At 59.5% G+C, this 14,105-nt stretch carries 13 protein-coding genes; 7 read left to right on the top strand and 6 right to left on the bottom strand.

Annotation, left to right across the window (positions count from 1 at the left end):
* Positions 1 to 71: 71 nt before the first annotated feature.
* From FTO60_RS10105 to FTO60_RS10130, 6 genes are all read left to right on the top strand, one after another.
* Positions 72 to 731, top strand: a complete 660-nt coding sequence (locus FTO60_RS10105) for a Crp/Fnr family transcriptional regulator (RefSeq protein WP_148055846.1) — start codon at positions 72 to 74, stop codon at positions 729 to 731.
* A gap of 141 nt (positions 732 to 872) precedes the next feature.
* The gene (locus tag FTO60_RS10110) at positions 873 to 1,301 is read left to right on the top strand and encodes a YeeE/YedE family protein (RefSeq protein WP_148055847.1); all 429 of its coding nucleotides are present in this window, start codon (positions 873 to 875) and stop codon (positions 1,299 to 1,301) included.
* 4 nt (positions 1,302 to 1,305) lie between these two features.
* The gene (locus tag FTO60_RS10115; protein WP_148055848.1) at positions 1,306 to 1,746 is read left to right on the top strand and encodes a DUF6691 family protein; all 441 of its coding nucleotides are present in this window, start codon (positions 1,306 to 1,308) and stop codon (positions 1,744 to 1,746) included.
* 12 nt (positions 1,747 to 1,758) lie between these two features.
* On the top strand, positions 1,759 to 2,643 hold the full coding sequence (locus FTO60_RS10120) for an MBL fold metallo-hydrolase (RefSeq protein ID WP_148055849.1): 885 nt from the start codon (positions 1,759 to 1,761) through the stop codon (positions 2,641 to 2,643).
* Positions 2,644 to 2,654: 11 nt separating this feature from the next.
* Positions 2,655 to 4,328: a bifunctional protein tyrosine phosphatase family protein/NAD(P)/FAD-dependent oxidoreductase gene (locus FTO60_RS10125; protein ID WP_148055850.1), complete on the top strand. Its 1,674-nt coding sequence runs from the start codon at positions 2,655 to 2,657 to the stop codon at positions 4,326 to 4,328.
* 65 nt (positions 4,329 to 4,393) lie between these two features.
* The gene (locus FTO60_RS10130; protein WP_148055851.1) at positions 4,394 to 6,139 is read left to right on the top strand and encodes a SulP family inorganic anion transporter; all 1,746 of its coding nucleotides are present in this window, start codon (positions 4,394 to 4,396) and stop codon (positions 6,137 to 6,139) included.
* 23 nt (positions 6,140 to 6,162) lie between these two features.
* Here the strand turns inward: FTO60_RS10130 and ade are convergent, their stop codons facing one another.
* Genes ade through FTO60_RS10160 form a run of 6 tightly spaced genes read right to left on the bottom strand, consistent with a single transcriptional unit; the run spans position 6,163 to position 13,202 of the window.
* Positions 6,163 to 7,857, bottom strand: coding sequence for an adenine deaminase (gene ade, locus FTO60_RS10135; RefSeq protein ID WP_148055852.1), 1,695 nt, complete (start codon positions 7,855 to 7,857; stop codon positions 6,163 to 6,165).
* An 8-nt stretch (positions 7,858 to 7,865) separates the two neighbouring features.
* A complete protein-coding gene (locus FTO60_RS10140) occupies positions 7,866 to 9,212 on the bottom strand; it encodes a glutamine synthetase family protein (protein ID WP_148055853.1) in 1,347 nt (448 codons plus the stop codon).
* A complete protein-coding gene (locus FTO60_RS10145; protein WP_148055854.1) occupies positions 9,205 to 10,023 on the bottom strand; it encodes an ABC transporter permease in 819 nt (272 codons plus the stop codon). The genes FTO60_RS10140 and FTO60_RS10145 overlap by 8 nt, the downstream gene beginning before the upstream one ends.
* On the bottom strand, positions 10,020 to 10,916 hold the full coding sequence (locus FTO60_RS10150; protein WP_148055855.1) for an ABC transporter permease subunit: 897 nt from the start codon (positions 10,914 to 10,916) through the stop codon (positions 10,020 to 10,022). The genes FTO60_RS10145 and FTO60_RS10150 overlap by 4 nt, the downstream gene beginning before the upstream one ends.
* Positions 10,917 to 10,925: 9 nt before the next feature.
* Entirely contained in the window at positions 10,926 to 12,062 is a 1,137-nt protein-coding gene (locus tag FTO60_RS10155; protein WP_148055856.1) for an ABC transporter ATP-binding protein, read from the bottom strand.
* A gap of 54 nt (positions 12,063 to 12,116) precedes the next feature.
* Positions 12,117 to 13,202: a polyamine ABC transporter substrate-binding protein gene (locus FTO60_RS10160; RefSeq protein ID WP_148055857.1), complete on the bottom strand. Its 1,086-nt coding sequence runs from the start codon at positions 13,200 to 13,202 to the stop codon at positions 12,117 to 12,119.
* 150 nt (positions 13,203 to 13,352) lie between these two features.
* On the opposite strand from FTO60_RS10160, the gene FTO60_RS10165 reads away from it, so the two are divergent.
* Positions 13,353 to 14,018 (top strand): GntR family transcriptional regulator, encoded by a 666-nt coding sequence (locus tag FTO60_RS10165; RefSeq protein WP_148055858.1) that lies wholly within the window; start codon positions 13,353 to 13,355, stop codon positions 14,016 to 14,018.
* Positions 14,019 to 14,105: the final 87 nt, after the last annotated feature.

The following is a 14,105-nucleotide window of genomic DNA, read 5'->3' on the forward strand; positions in this document are numbered from 1 at the left end:
AGAACGCCACGATTGCACCCCGCCCGCGCAACCCTTAAACGCATGGGATCACTGCCCAAAAGGACGCTATCATGGACTGGATTTCGCGCTTTATCGGACTTGCATCACTCGAAGCGCCGATCCGTGATATCCTGACCGCGCGGGGCGTGATCGTGGCGGTGCCCAAGGACACGGTGATTTTCGGCCCCGGAAAAGCGCCTGAAAACCTGCTGTTGCTGCTGGAGGGCACGGTGCGGGTGCAGCAAATTTCGGATCAGGGACGCGAGATCGTGCTTTATCGGGTCCATGCCGGCGAAAGCTGCGTGCTGACCACCGCCTGCCTACTGGCCTACGAAGATTACAGTGCCGAAGGGATTGCCGAAACCGATGTGCAGGCCGTTGCAATCCCGCGCACGGTGTTTGACGATCTGATTTCGCAGTCGAAAACCTTTCGCCAGTTTGTCTTTTCCGCCTATTCGCGCCGGATCACCGACCTGTTCATGGTGATCGAGGAGGTCGCCTTTCATCGCGTCGATATCCGGCTGGCCCAGCGCCTGCTGGAACTGGCGGGCAAGGATCAGGTGATCAACGCCACCCACCAACAGATGGCGGCCGAGCTTGGCACCGCGCGCGAGGTCATCTCGCGCCAGTTACAGGAATTTCACCGTCGCGGCTGGGTCAGCCAGACCCGCGGCGCGATCAAGGTCACGGATGTGGCGGGGCTGACGGGCCTTGCACAAAGCGCCACTTGAAACCTGCCGCCAGGTAAATACATTTCATTTACCTAATGTGTGACAATGTCACCGACGATATGCTTAGATTTCCGCATAAGGCAAGGGAACGGGCGATTCTGCCCGTGCCACGTGCCCCAGCTGCAATAAGGACACTGACACATGACAGACTTTACACCATATCAATCCCTGTTCGGAGGCGGGCTGATCGGCCTTGCTTCGGTCCTGCTGATGCTGACCCTTGGGCGCATCTTTGGCGCCACAGGGATTTTTGAAGGGTTCATGCAACCCAACAACCGCCAGGACTGGGCCTGGCGCGCCGCCATTCTGGCCGGCATGGTCACCGGCCCGCTGGTCTATCTGCTGTTTACCGGCGAAATGCCAGCGGTCGAGGTGCCGATCAACACCACCACAATGATCGTCGGCGGTTTTATCGTCGGTATGGGCGTCACCTGGGGATCGGGCTGCACCTCGGGTCACGGGGTGTGCGGCATGGCCCGCCTGTCGCGCCGTTCCATCGCCGCCACGACAACGTTCATGATTGCCACCGCAATCACTGTCTATGTCATTCGCCACGTGATCGGAGGATAATCAGATGCGTCTTATTTCAACCTACCTGATTGGCCTTGTCTTTGGCGTCGGCATTTCCATTTCCGGCATGGCGAACCCAGCCAAAGTCCTGAACTTCTTTGATTTTGCAGGCACTTGGGATCCCAGCCTTGGCTTTGTGATGGGGGGCGCTGTGATCGTCACCTTTATCGGCTACCGGCTGGTGCTGAAACGCCAGACCCCGGCGATGGATACCAAATTCCACTTGCCATCCAACACCACGATTGATGCCAAGCTGATTGGCGGCAGCACGTTGTTCGGGATCGGCTGGGGCATGTCCGGCTTTTGCCCGGGTGGAGCGCTGCCTGCCCTTGGCACGGGCAAGATCGAGGTATTCATTTTCGTCGCCGCATTGCTGGCAGGTATCTTTGCCGCAAAAGGCCTTGGCGCCGTGATGGTCAACCGCGCCGCAACCAAAGCACACTGATTGGAGAACACCATGAGTAACTACCCCATCCATATGGACGTCAAACCCGAGGTCGAAGCCTTTTTCGACGAGGCCACAAACACCATTTCCTATGTCGTCAAGGACCCGACCAGCAATGCCTGCGCCGTCGTCGACAGCGTCATGGACATCGATTACGCGGCAGGGCGCATCACCTATGACCACGCCGACATGATGATCGCCTATATCCGCGACAAGGGTCTTGACCTGCAATGGATCATCGAAACCCACGTCCACGCCGACCACCTGTCGGCTGCGCCCTATATCCAGCAACAGCTGGGCGGCAAGATCGGTATCGGCGACCAGATCATGGTTGTGCAGGACACATTCGGCAAAGTCTTCAACGAAGGCACCGAATTTCAGCGTGACGGCAGCCAGTTCGACGCCCTGTTCAAGGATGGCGACAGCTATCAGATCGGCAATATGGACGCGATCGCGCTCTATACGCCCGGCCACACGCCCGCCTGCATGGTGCATGTGATGGGCAACGCCGCCTTTACCGGCGACACCCTGTTCATGCCCGATGGCGGCTCGGCACGTGCCGATTTCCCCGGTGGTGATGCGGGCACGCTCTATGACAGCATCCAAAAGGTGCTGGCCCTGCCCGACGAGATGCGCCTGTTTATGTGCCACGATTACGGCCCCAACGGCCGCGACATTGCCTGGGAAACCACCGTGGGCGACGAAAAGGCCCATAACATCCACGTGGGCGGCGGCAAATCGCGCGAGGAGTTCGTGAAATTCCGCACCGAGCGTGACGCTGTTCTGGATATGCCACGGCTGATCATCCCCTCGCTGCAAGTGAACATGCGTGCCGGTGACATCCCCACGGACGAAGACGGCAATCCGATGCTCAAAGTGCCTGTCAACGCCCTGTAAGGAGACCCAACATGGATCTGCGCGCCATCAATGCGACCCTTTCGGTCAGCCCACAAATTCTGGCCAGCGATCTGCAAAAGATCGCTGATCAAGGCTACCGCGCGGTGATTTGCAATCGCCCGGATGGTGAGGGGGCCGACCAGCCGACATTCGAGGAAATCGAGGCGGCGGCCAAGGCGGTCGGGCTTGAAGCGCGCTATGTTCCGGTTGTGGCCGGCAAGGTGCAGGATGCGGACGCCGATGCCTTCGCCGCCACGATGGATGAATTGCCCAAACCCGTGCTGGCCTATTGCCGCACGGGCACGCGCTCGGCGACCCTGTGGTCGCTGACACAGGCCAAGACCCTGAGCGTGGCGGATATTCTGGCAGCCACGAAATCTGCCGGATACGATATGGCGGGCGTCGTGCGCCGCATCGTCAATGGCGGCAAGACCCCGACCGACCGCGCCGATGCATCCTATGATGTGGTGATCGTCGGGGCGGGCGCGGCCGGGATCGCGGTGGCCGCAAGCATTCAATCCCGCACCACGGGCTTGGACATCGCGATCATTGATCCCGCCGATATCCATTACTACCAGCCCGGCTGGACCATGGTGGGTGGCGGTATCTTTGATGCGCAATCCACTGCAAAGACGATGGCCAGCCTGATCCCGCGCGGCGTGCACTGGATCAAGTCCGCCGTGGCTGCCTTTGAGCCCAAGGACAGCGCCGTCATCCTCGATGGTTGCCGCGTGGTGAAATACCAACGCCTGATCGTCTGCCCCGGCCTGAAACTGGACTGGCACAAGGTTGACGGGTTGGTCGAGACGCTTGGCAAGAACGGCGTGACCTCGAACTACCGTTATGACCTGGCCCCCTACACCTGGGAGCTGGTCAGCAACATGACACTGGGGCGCGCCCTGTTCACCCAGCCGCCCATGCCGATCAAATGCGCCGGTGCGCCGCAAAAGGCGATGTATCTCTCGGGTGATCACTGGTTGCGCAATGGCAGCCTGCCCAATATCGACATCCAGTTCATGAATGCCGGGGGCGTGTTGTTCGGCATCAAGGACTATGTGCCTGCGCTCGAGGAATACGTGAAGAAATACGATGCCGACCTCAACTTTTTCCACAACCTAGTGGCGGTGGATGGCCCCTCGAAAACCGCGTGGTTTGACGTGGCAAAACCCGACACCGCTGTGGAACGGATCGCCGTTGAATTTGACATGATGCATGTCACCCCGCCGCAATCCGCGCCCGATTTCATCCGTGTCTCGCCGCTGGCAGACGCCGCTGGATGGGTCGATGTGGATCAGGCGACCCTGCGCCACGCCGAATACGACAACATCTGGTCGCTGGGTGACGTGATGAATGCACCCAACGCCAAGACCGCCGCCGCCGCGCGGATGCAGGCACCGGTCGTCGCCGATAACGTGATTGCCGATATCAACGGCAAGTCCGCAGTGGCGCAATACAACGGCTATGGCTCATGTCCGCTGACAGTCGAACGGGGCAAGATCGTGCTGGCCGAGTTCGGCTATGGCGGCACCCTGCTGCCCAGCTTTCCCAAGTGGATGATTGACGGCACGAAACCGACCCGCGCGGCCTGGCTGCTCAAGGAAAAGATCCTGCCCCCCGTTTACTGGAAAGCCATGCTGCGGGGACGCGAATGGTTGGCCAAGCCGGAAAAAGTCTCGGCCAGCTAACTCTGAATAGAACCGACCACAACAACAGGCGGGGCCCGGCGGCCTCGCCCCGATGAAAGCTGCTTATGTCCCGCCCTCTGTCCCGCTATTTGCCTATCCTTGACTGGGGTCGCACCTATGATCGTGCGACCCTGTCCAATGATCTGATCGCTGCGCTGATCGTGACGATCATGCTGATCCCGCAATCGCTGGCCTATGCCCTGCTGGCAGGGCTGCCGCCGGAAATGGGGCTTTATGCCTCAATCGCGCCGATCATCCTTTACGCGATTTTCGGCACCTCGCGCGCGCTGGCGGTCGGGCCTGTGGCGGTTGTGTCCCTGATGACGGCCGCCGCGATTGGTGACGTGGCCGCGGCTGGCACTGCCGGGTATATCGCTGCTGCGATTACGCTTGCGGCCCTGTCGGGCGGTATCTTGCTGCTGATGGGGGTGTTCCGGCTGGGATTTCTTGCGAATTTCCTTTCCCACCCGGTGATTGCGGGGTTCATCACCGCCTCGGGCGTGCTGATCGCGGCCAGCCAGTTGAAACATATTCTGGGGATCGATGCGGGCGGGCATACCTTGATCGAACTGGTCGAAAGCCTGTGGCGTCACCTGCCCGAGACAAATATGATCACGCTGGGTCTTGGTGCTGCGGCTACCGGGTTCCTGTTCTGGGTGCGCAAGGGCTTGAAACCGCTGCTGCTGGGGGTCGGCCTGTCCAAACGCGCCGCCGACATCGGCACCAAGGCCGGCCCCGTCGCGGCCGTTGTCGTGACAACGGTTACGGTCTGGCTGTTCGATCTGGATGCGCAGGGCGTCAATATCGTCGGCGACGTGCCGCAAAGCCTGCCGCCGCTGACCATGCCGAACCTTTCGCTTGATCTGGTGCAAGCGCTGTTCATTCCGGCCCTGCTGATTTCGATCATCGGTTTTGTGGAATCCATTTCCGTGGCGCAGACCCTTGCCGCCAAGAAACGCCAACGTATTGATCCCGATCAGGAATTGATCGGTCTGGGGGCGGCAAACATCGGTGCGGCTTTTACAGGCGGTTACCCGGTCACGGGCGGGTTTTCGCGTTCGGTCGTGAATTTCGACGCCGGTGCGCAGACCCCCGCGGCAGGCGCATATACGGCAATCGGGCTGGCGCTCGCCGCGCTCGCGCTGACGCCGCTGATCTTTTTCCTGCCCAAGGCCACGCTGGCTGCGACGATCATCGTCGCCGTGCTGTCGCTGGTCGATTTCGGCATCCTGAAACGCACCTGGACCTACTCGCGGGCCGACTTTCTGGCTGTCTTGACCACCATTGTGCTAACCCTTGGCTTTGGCGTCGAGGTAGGTGTGTCCGCGGGTGTGATCATCTCGATCTTTCTGCATCTTTACACGTCGTCAAAACCGCATATCGCCGAGGTCGGCCTTGTCGCGGGCACCCAGCATTTCCGCAATATCAAACGCCACAAAGTTTTGACCTTTCCGACCCTTTTAACGCTGCGGATTGACGAAAGCCTTTATTTTGCCAATGTGCGCTACCTTGAGGATTACATCTATGACCGTGTCATCGCTGACAAGAACCTGCGTGATGTGGTGCTGATGTGTTCGGCGATCAACGAGATCGACATGTCGGCGCTGGAAAGCCTTGAAGCGATCAATGCGCGCCTGCGCGACCTTGGCATGCGCCTGCATCTGTCCGAAGTGAAAGGGCCGGTGATGGACCGTTTGCAGCGCTCGCATTTTCTGGATGACCTGACGGGCGAGGTGTTCTTGTCGCAATATGATGCGCACCACGCCCTTGGGGCAGGTGGGTTGAAACCCACGTTACCAGCTGACGGGTAAGGTGGGTCTTGACCCACGCCCCGTCACGCGATGATTTCAAACCTGGCAACATCCACCAGCCCGCGATCGGTGATCTTGAGCATCGGGATCACGGGTAACGCCAGAAAGGCCAGTTGCAGGAACGGCTCGTCCAGCGTGACGCCAAGACCGCGCGCGGCGTCACGCAGGTCCTCCAGCGCGGCGCGCACCACTTCAAAGGGTTCAAGGCTCATCAGCCCCGCGACGGGCAGCGCCAGTTCCGCCAGCACCTTGCCATCCGCGACCACGACGAACCCGCCCTCGAGTTCGCCCAGCCGCGTGGCCGCCAGCGCCATATCGGCGTCGTTCACGCCGACGCAGGCGATGTTGTGATGGTCGTGACAGACGGTCGAGGCCAGCGCGCCGCGCTGCAATCCGAACCCCTGCACGAACCCCGTTGCGATATTGCCATTGATCCCGTGCCGTTCCACCACGGCGATTTTCACCAGATCACGCGCCAGATCGGCTGACTTGTCCCCATCGGTGATAGCGATGTCGAAATGCAGGTGCTCGGTAATGATCTTGCCCGGGAGGATGCCGATCACATCGGTGTCTGTCTTGTTCGACGTATTGCGAAAATCGCTGGCGGTGACGGCGGGCGCCTTGACCGATCCGCGCCCGATCGGGGGCACGATCCTGCGGGCATCAAACGCCGCCTGCCCGACCTGCACGCCGCCGCAAAACACCAGTTGCGCATCGCAGTTTTCCAGCGCGCCAAGTGCGACAATATCAGCCCGTTTGCCCGGCGCGATCTGGCCGCGATCTTTCAGGCCGAACGCTTCGGCCGCAGATAGGCTCGCGGCGCGGTAGATCGCCAAGGGCGGCACCCCGCGCGCGATCGCCGTGCGGATCACGAAATCCAGATGGCCGTGTTCACCGATATCGAGCGGGTTACGATCGTCCGTGCACAGGCACATATAGGGCGAGGTCGCCTCGCTCAGCAGCGGCAGCAGCGCTTCCATGTCCTTGCTGACCGACCCTTCGCGGATCAGCACGCGCATGCCCTTTTGCAGCTTTTCGCGGGCTTCGTTCGCGGTCGTTGCCTCGTGTTCGGTGCGGATTCCCGCAGCGATATAGGCATTCAGATCGCGCCCCGACAGCATGGGCGCGTGACCGTCAATGTGGCGCCCTGCGAATGCGTCAAGTTTCGCCATCAAGCCGGGATCGCGGTGGATCACGCCGGGATAGTTCATCACCTCGGCCAGCCCGATCACTGCCGGGTCGTCCATCAGCGGGATCAGGTCACCCGCCTCGATCCGCGCGCCCGAGGTTTCCATATCGGTCGAGGGCACGCAGGACGACAGGTTCACGCGGATATCAAGCACGGTTTCAAGCGCTGCTTGCAGGAAATAGTCAATCCCCGCGACACCCAGCACATTGGCAATCTCATGGGGGTCGCAGATCGCAGTGGTCACGCCAAGCGGCGTCACCAGACGGTCAAATTCAAACGGGGTGACAAGGCTGCTTTCGATATGCAGATGCGTGTCAATGAAACCGGGCACCAGCGTCAAACCGGTCACATCGACAATCTGCCGTCCATCATATTGTGCGCAGGTTCCGACAATGGTGTCGCCGCAAATCGCCACGTCACCGTCAAGAAACGCGCCCGTCACCACATCAAATACACGGCCCCCGCGCAGCACGATATCGGCGGGGGTATCCCCGCGCCCCTGTGCGATGCGGTCAGTCAGGTTGGACATGTCAGACCCTACAAGCGGCTAAGGTAATAGCGGTATTCCACGGACGTGATGATCGAGGCGAGTTCGCTGATTTCGTCACGGCGCACGGCGGCATAGATGTGGCGATATTCCTCGCCAAAGATGTCGGCGATGAAATTGGAGTCGGCAAAGTATTCCACGGCTGTCGTCCAGTCGTGGGTCAGCGGTTCGGAACTGGTCGCATGGTCATCATCCAGCGGCAACGGCAGCGGGCAGTCGTTTTCAAGCCCGTAAAGGATACCACCCAGCACCGCGGCCAGCACAAGATAGGGGTTTACGTCGGCACCGCTGATCCGGTGCTCCAGCCGCGCGCCCATGCCGTTGATTTCGGGCAGGCGAATACCCGCGCCGCGATGATCCACCCCCCAATCGGGGGCCGAAGGGGCAAAGCTGTTGGGCTGGAACCGGCGATAGGAGTTCATATGCGGCGCAAAGATCGCTTGCGCGTCACGCATGGTCGCCAACGTCCCGCCCACGGCAGCCCTAAGCGTATCGGACACTTCGTCTTCGACCGTCGCGGCAAAGATGTTTTTGCCGTCCTTATCCAGCACAGAGGCATGGACATGCATTCCGCTGCCCGGCTCGTCCGCGTAGGGCTTGGCCATAAAGGTGGCCTCGAACCCATGCTTGTCAACGATGGCCAGCACCATGCGTTTGAACAGCAACGCCGTATCGGCGGCGTCCAGAACGTTGTCGGTATGATGAAAATTCACCTCGAACTGGCCGGGGCCATATTCGGCGATCAAGGTATCTGTGGCCAATCCCTGTGCGCGTGCGGAATCAAGGATTTCCGTCAGGATCGCCTCAGAATGGTTCAGCACCTCAAGGTCGTAGTTCTGCGCATCGGGCAGCCCTTCGGGCGGTGTCGGCGCATCGGTGCTTTCGTCGCGCTTTTGCACGATGTAAAACTCAAGCTCGGTCGCGACGACAGGTGTCAGCCCCTTGGCCGCAAAACGCTCTGCGACCTGCTGAAGGTGGTAGCGCGTCGATAGCGTGCTGAGGTTTCCATTCTCATCAACCATTTCCACCAAGACCTGCGCGACATTGCCCTCGGCCCAAGGCATGTGTTTCAGGCTGCCTTTGATCGGAACGATCACGCCATCAGGATCGCCGATCAGGATGCCAAGGCCTGTCGCCTCGACCTCGGTGCCAAGGATATTGGGCGCATAGGTCGACAGCGGCAGTCGCACCGTGCCCTGTTCAAATTTGTTGACCTGATCGCCAGGCAGCCATTTGCCCCGCAGCACGGCGTTGATGTCACACAGCATCAGCTCGATCCGGTCCGGTTCCCCGAACTCTTTGCAATAGGCCTTATACTCGGCCTCGAAATCAGTCATTTTGTTCCGCTTTCCGTTCGTCCGCTGCCCGACGTGCCATCGTGCGCTTTGAGACAAGTGAGGCCGTGATCACCCCGACCGTGACGATGCCGATCATGATCGTCGAAAGCGCGTTGATTTCGGGTGTGACACCCAATCGCACAGCGCTGAAGATCCGGATCGGCAAAGTGGTCGAGGACGGCCCAGAGGTGAAGGACGCAATCACCAGATCATCCAATGACAGGGTAAAAGCCAAGAGCCAACCCGAAATCACCGCAGGCGCAATGATGGGCAGTGTTACAAGGCGAAATGCATCAAACGGGCTGCACCCCAGATCAAGGGCGGCCTCTTCGACCGAGCGGTCAAAACTGGCAAGCCGCGAGGATACGACGACCGACACATAGCACATGGAAAATGTCGCATGGGCCAGCACGATCGTCATCACACCACGGTCCAGACCGATTGCGATGAACAGCAACAACAGCGACAGGCCAGTGATCACTTCGGGCATCACGAGCGGGGCATAGATCATCCCCGAAAACAGCGTGCGCCCCAGAAACCGCCCGCCCCGCACCAGCACATAGGCGGCCATCGTGCCAAGGATTGTCGCAAATGTGGACGACCAGAACGCCACCTTGATCGTGACCCAGGCGGCGTTCAAAAACGCCTCGTTCTGGAACAGTTCGCCATACCATTTGGTGGAAAATCCGGCCCAGACCGTCACGAGGCGGGATTCATTGAAACTGTAGATGATCAGGATGATCATCGGCAGATACAGAAAGGCAAATCCCAGCGTCAGCGCGGTGGCATTGAACCATGAGAACCGTCTCATCCTTCGGCCTCCCGCTGTTTTTGTTCGTTGCGCTGGAACAGCACGATGGGCACGATCAGGATCAACAACAGGATCACCGCCACCGCCGAGGCCACGGGCCAGTCGCGGTTGTTAAAGAATTCTTCCCACAGCACCTTGCCGATCATCAGGGTTTCGGACCCGCCCAGCAGTGACGGAATGACGAATTCGCCCAGCGCCGGAATGAACACAAGGAAACAGCCCGCGATGATCCCCGCCTTGGACAGCGGCACCGTCACCAGCCAGAATGCCGACAGGCGCGAACAACCCAAATCTTCGGCGGCTTCCAGCAGGCTTTCATCCATTTTTTCCAGTGCGGCATAGATCGGCAGCACCATGAACGGCAGATAGGTATAAACGATGCCGATATAAACGGCCGTATTGGTGTTCAGGATCGCAAGCGGGTTGTCGATCAGCCCAAGGCCCAGCAATATCTGGTTCAGGAACCCTTCATTGCTCAGGATTCCGATCCATGCGTAAACGCGGATCAGGAAACTGGTCCAGAACGGCAGGATGATCAGCATCATCAATGTCGGGCGCCATTCGGGTGCCGCGCGCGCCATGCCATAGGCGATGGGGTAGCCGACCAGCAGGGTCGCAAGGGTCGAGATAAAGGCGATTTGCAGGCTTGAAAGGTAAGCCTTCCAGTAAAGATCATCGCTGGCTAGAAAGGCAAAGTTTTCAAAATCAAGCTGGCTGAAAAAGTCGCGTAGCCCCGCCCAACCCTGGGAAAAATCGAGTGTCGGCATATAGGGCGGAATGGCCAGCGCCCCATCGGACAGCGATATTTTCAGCACAATCCCGAAGGGCACCAGAAACAGCGCGGCCAGCCACAGGTATGGCACGGCAATCAGGAATATACGGCGGAAATTCATGCCCCGCCCCTATTGCGTCAGGATGATGCCGGCGGTGTCGGTCCACGACAGCCAAACGGTATCTTCCCAGGTGATGTCACGGCGCGAAATACGGCGCGAGTTGGTTGCCTGTGCCTTGACGATATTTCCGGTCGGCAATGCGACGTGATAGGTGGACACGTTGCCAAGATAGGCAATGTCCAGCACCTTGCCCTGCATCGCATTGGCGCGGTCCGCCGGGCGTTCAGCCGAAATCGCCACCTTTTCCGGACGGATCGCATAGAACCCGCGCGTGCCGTCCGGAATGCGCTGATCGGCGTGGCCGATGATGGGCGCCTGCCCTTCGGCCCAGTGAATGTGATGCACATCGCCGTCCTGCGGACTGATATTGCCTTCGATGATGTTCACGTCACCAATGAAATCAGCGACATAAACAGAATTGGGATTTTCATAAATACGGTCAGGCGTTTCGATCTGCACGATCCGGCCTTCGTCCATTACGGCAATGCGCGATGCAACGGTCATTGCTTCTTCCTGGTCGTGGGTGACAATCACGAAGGTTGTGCCGGTCTTTTCCTGAATGTCCATCAGTTCGAACTGCGTGTCCTGACGCAGCTTTTTATCCAGCGCGCCAAGGGGTTCGTCCAGCAACAGCAGCTTGGGCGCCTTGGCCAGTGACCGTGCCAGCGCGATCCGCTGGCGTTGCCCGCCCGAGACCTGATGCGGCTTGCGCCGCGCCAGTTTTTCAAGCCGCGTGAGGCGCAGCATTTCCTCGACCCGGGCGGCAATCTTGTCCTTTGGCATCTTGTCGCGTTTCAGGCCAAAGGCGATGTTGTCATAGACCGACAGATGCGGGAACAGCGCATAGGACTGGAACATCATGTTCACGGCGCGCTTGTTGGGGGGCAGCTTGCCCACGTCCACACCATCAATGCTGATCTTGCCGGTCGTGGCGTTTTCAAAGCCCGCCAACATCCGCATCATCGTCGTCTTGCCGCAACCCGAGGGGCCAAGAAGCGCAAAGAACTCTTGCGGGTAGATGTCCAGCGTCAGATCATCGATCGCCACGAAATCACCAAAGCGTTTCGTCACATTTTCAAACCGTATCAGGGGCTTGGCGCTTGCATCTTCCCAAGGGGCAAAGACGTCTTTTTCATTCATGGGCATGGTGGCAGCCTATCCTTAAAGTGCCCGGACCAGCGTTTGGTCCGGGCTGTCAGCTTAGGTGCCAGACTTGATACGTGTCCACATCCGTGTGACCACACGCTGCACGCGCGCATCATAGGGGCGCGTCGTATAAAGGTTTTCCAGCGTTGCCGCGTCAGGATAGATTGCGGTGTCGTCAATCACGTCCTCGACCAGAAACTCCTGCGAGGCAAGGTTGCCGTTGGCGTAGTAGACATAGTTCGACGCCGCCGCCATGTTCTGCGCATCCATGATGAAGTTCAGGAACTTGTGCGCACCTTCGGGGTTTGGTGCATCTGCGGGGATCGCCATCATGTCGAACCACATCAGCGCGCCTTCGGTTGGGGCGTTATAGGCGATGTCGACACCGTTTTCGGCTTCGGCGGCGCGGTCACGGGCCTGCAGGATGTCACCGGACCAGCCGAATGCCACGCAGATATCACCATTGGCCAGCGCGTTGATGTATTCCGAGCTGTGGAACTTGGTCACATAGGGCTGCACAGCCGCCAGCACCGGCTCGGCCAGCGCGATCACATCAGGATCCTGACTGTCGGGATCTTCGCCGATGTAAGCCAGCGCAGCGGGGATCATTTCAACCGGCGCATCAAGGAAATGCACGCCGCACCCGGCCAGCTTTTCCATATTGGCCGGATCAAAGATCAGCGCCAGCGAATCCATCGGCGCGTCTTCGCCCAAGACTTCAGTCACCTTGCCGACGTTCACACCAATGCCGGTCGTGCCCCACATGTAGTTGATGGCATAAAGGTTGCCGGGGTCATACTGGTCGGTGCGGGCCTGAATGACATCCCACAGGTTGCCGGCATTCGGAAGCTGTTCAAAATCAAGCGGTTGGAACGCCCCCGCGGTGATCTGACGTTGCAGGAATGTGCCCGACGGCACAACCACATCATAGCCGGACCCGCCCGCAAGCATCTTGGTTTCAAGCACTTCGTTGGAATCAAACACGTCATAGATCAGATCGATGCCGGTCTCTTCCTCGAACTTGGTCAGCAGGTCCTCGTCGATATAATCGGACCAGTTGTAGACCCGCACTTCCTGCGCGCTAAGCGCACCGGCTGCGAGGACTGCAATGGCCGCGATCGACAGCATATACTTATTCATTATGGTTCTCCCGTTGTGATTCCGAGGGGCCTTTGCCCTTTCGCTTTGCAAATGTGATCAAATTTGGCAACATAATGCAATATCGTTGTTTGGGCGCGGGCTACACGCACCCCCAAGGCGGACAGACATGCACAGGATTTCAGCACGCTGATGAAAGACCAATCCCAAACAACTACGGCGAACCCGCCCGCCCATGAACTGACCTACCGCGCCCTGCGTGACATGGTGCTGTTTGGCGAACTTGCGCCGGGCCAACCGGTGACCATTCAAGGCCTTGTTGCCAGCCTTGGCACCGGCATCACACCCGTACGCGAGGCGATCCGCCGCCTGACCGCCGAGGGCGCGTTGGAAGCCAAGGGAAACAGGCGCATTGCCGTGCCTGTGCTTGATTTGCGGCAGTTGGAACAACTGTCATTCGCGCGCACGCAGATCGAACCACATCTGGCATCCTTGGCCACAGCGCGGATCGACGCGGCGCAAATTGAGCGGCTGGCAACGATTGACGACGCCCTCAACAACGCCATACAGCAGGGTGATATCCGTGGCTATCTGGAGCACAATCACGCCTTTCACAGCGAGCTTTATGACGCAGCGGATGCGCAGATACTGGCGGGCATGGCGGCAGCGCTTTGGTTGCGTGTTGGCCCGTCGCTGCGGGTGGTCTGCGGGCGAATCGGTACCCAGAATCTGCCCGATATGCATGACGAGGCCTTGCGGGCGATGCGTGCGGGTGACGCGGCTGCCGTCGCTGCGGCCATCGCCGCAGACATTGCCCAGGGCCACGCACATATCCGCGCGGACCTGTCGCCGGAATAATTTGATCAAATTACGTTGACAGCACCCGGCCAAGCCATATCATCGCTCCAAAATGCGGAACCCGTGTGATGTGACCGGATCACGGCA

The sequence above is a fragment of the Octadecabacter sp. SW4 genome (assembly GCF_008065155.1).
Taxonomy (GTDB): Bacteria; Pseudomonadota; Alphaproteobacteria; order Rhodobacterales; family Rhodobacteraceae; genus SW4.

Coding starts and splice junctions, on each gene's coding strand:
- FTO60_RS10105 (WP_148055846.1), top strand. CDS start 72: ATGGACTGGATTTCGCGCTTTATCGGACTTGCATCACTCGAAGCGCCG.
- FTO60_RS10110 (WP_148055847.1), top strand. CDS start 873: ATGACAGACTTTACACCATATCAATCCCTGTTCGGAGGCGGGCTGATC.
- FTO60_RS10115 (WP_148055848.1), top strand. CDS start 1,306: ATGCGTCTTATTTCAACCTACCTGATTGGCCTTGTCTTTGGCGTCGGC.
- FTO60_RS10120 (WP_148055849.1), top strand. CDS start 1,759: ATGAGTAACTACCCCATCCATATGGACGTCAAACCCGAGGTCGAAGCC.
- FTO60_RS10125 (WP_148055850.1), top strand. CDS start 2,655: ATGGATCTGCGCGCCATCAATGCGACCCTTTCGGTCAGCCCACAAATT.
- FTO60_RS10130 (WP_148055851.1), top strand. CDS start 4,394: ATGTCCCGCCCTCTGTCCCGCTATTTGCCTATCCTTGACTGGGGTCGC.
- ade (WP_148055852.1), bottom strand. CDS start 7,857: ATGTCCAACCTGACTGACCGCATCGCACAGGGGCGCGGGGATACCCCC.
- FTO60_RS10140 (WP_148055853.1), bottom strand. CDS start 9,212: ATGACTGATTTCGAGGCCGAGTATAAGGCCTATTGCAAAGAGTTCGGG.
- FTO60_RS10145 (WP_148055854.1), bottom strand. CDS start 10,023: ATGAGACGGTTCTCATGGTTCAATGCCACCGCGCTGACGCTGGGATTT.
- FTO60_RS10150 (WP_148055855.1), bottom strand. CDS start 10,916: ATGAATTTCCGCCGTATATTCCTGATTGCCGTGCCATACCTGTGGCTG.
- FTO60_RS10155 (WP_148055856.1), bottom strand. CDS start 12,062: ATGCCCATGAATGAAAAAGACGTCTTTGCCCCTTGGGAAGATGCAAGC.
- FTO60_RS10160 (WP_148055857.1), bottom strand. CDS start 13,202: ATGAATAAGTATATGCTGTCGATCGCGGCCATTGCAGTCCTCGCAGCC.
- FTO60_RS10165 (WP_148055858.1), top strand. CDS start 13,353: ATGAAAGACCAATCCCAAACAACTACGGCGAACCCGCCCGCCCATGAA.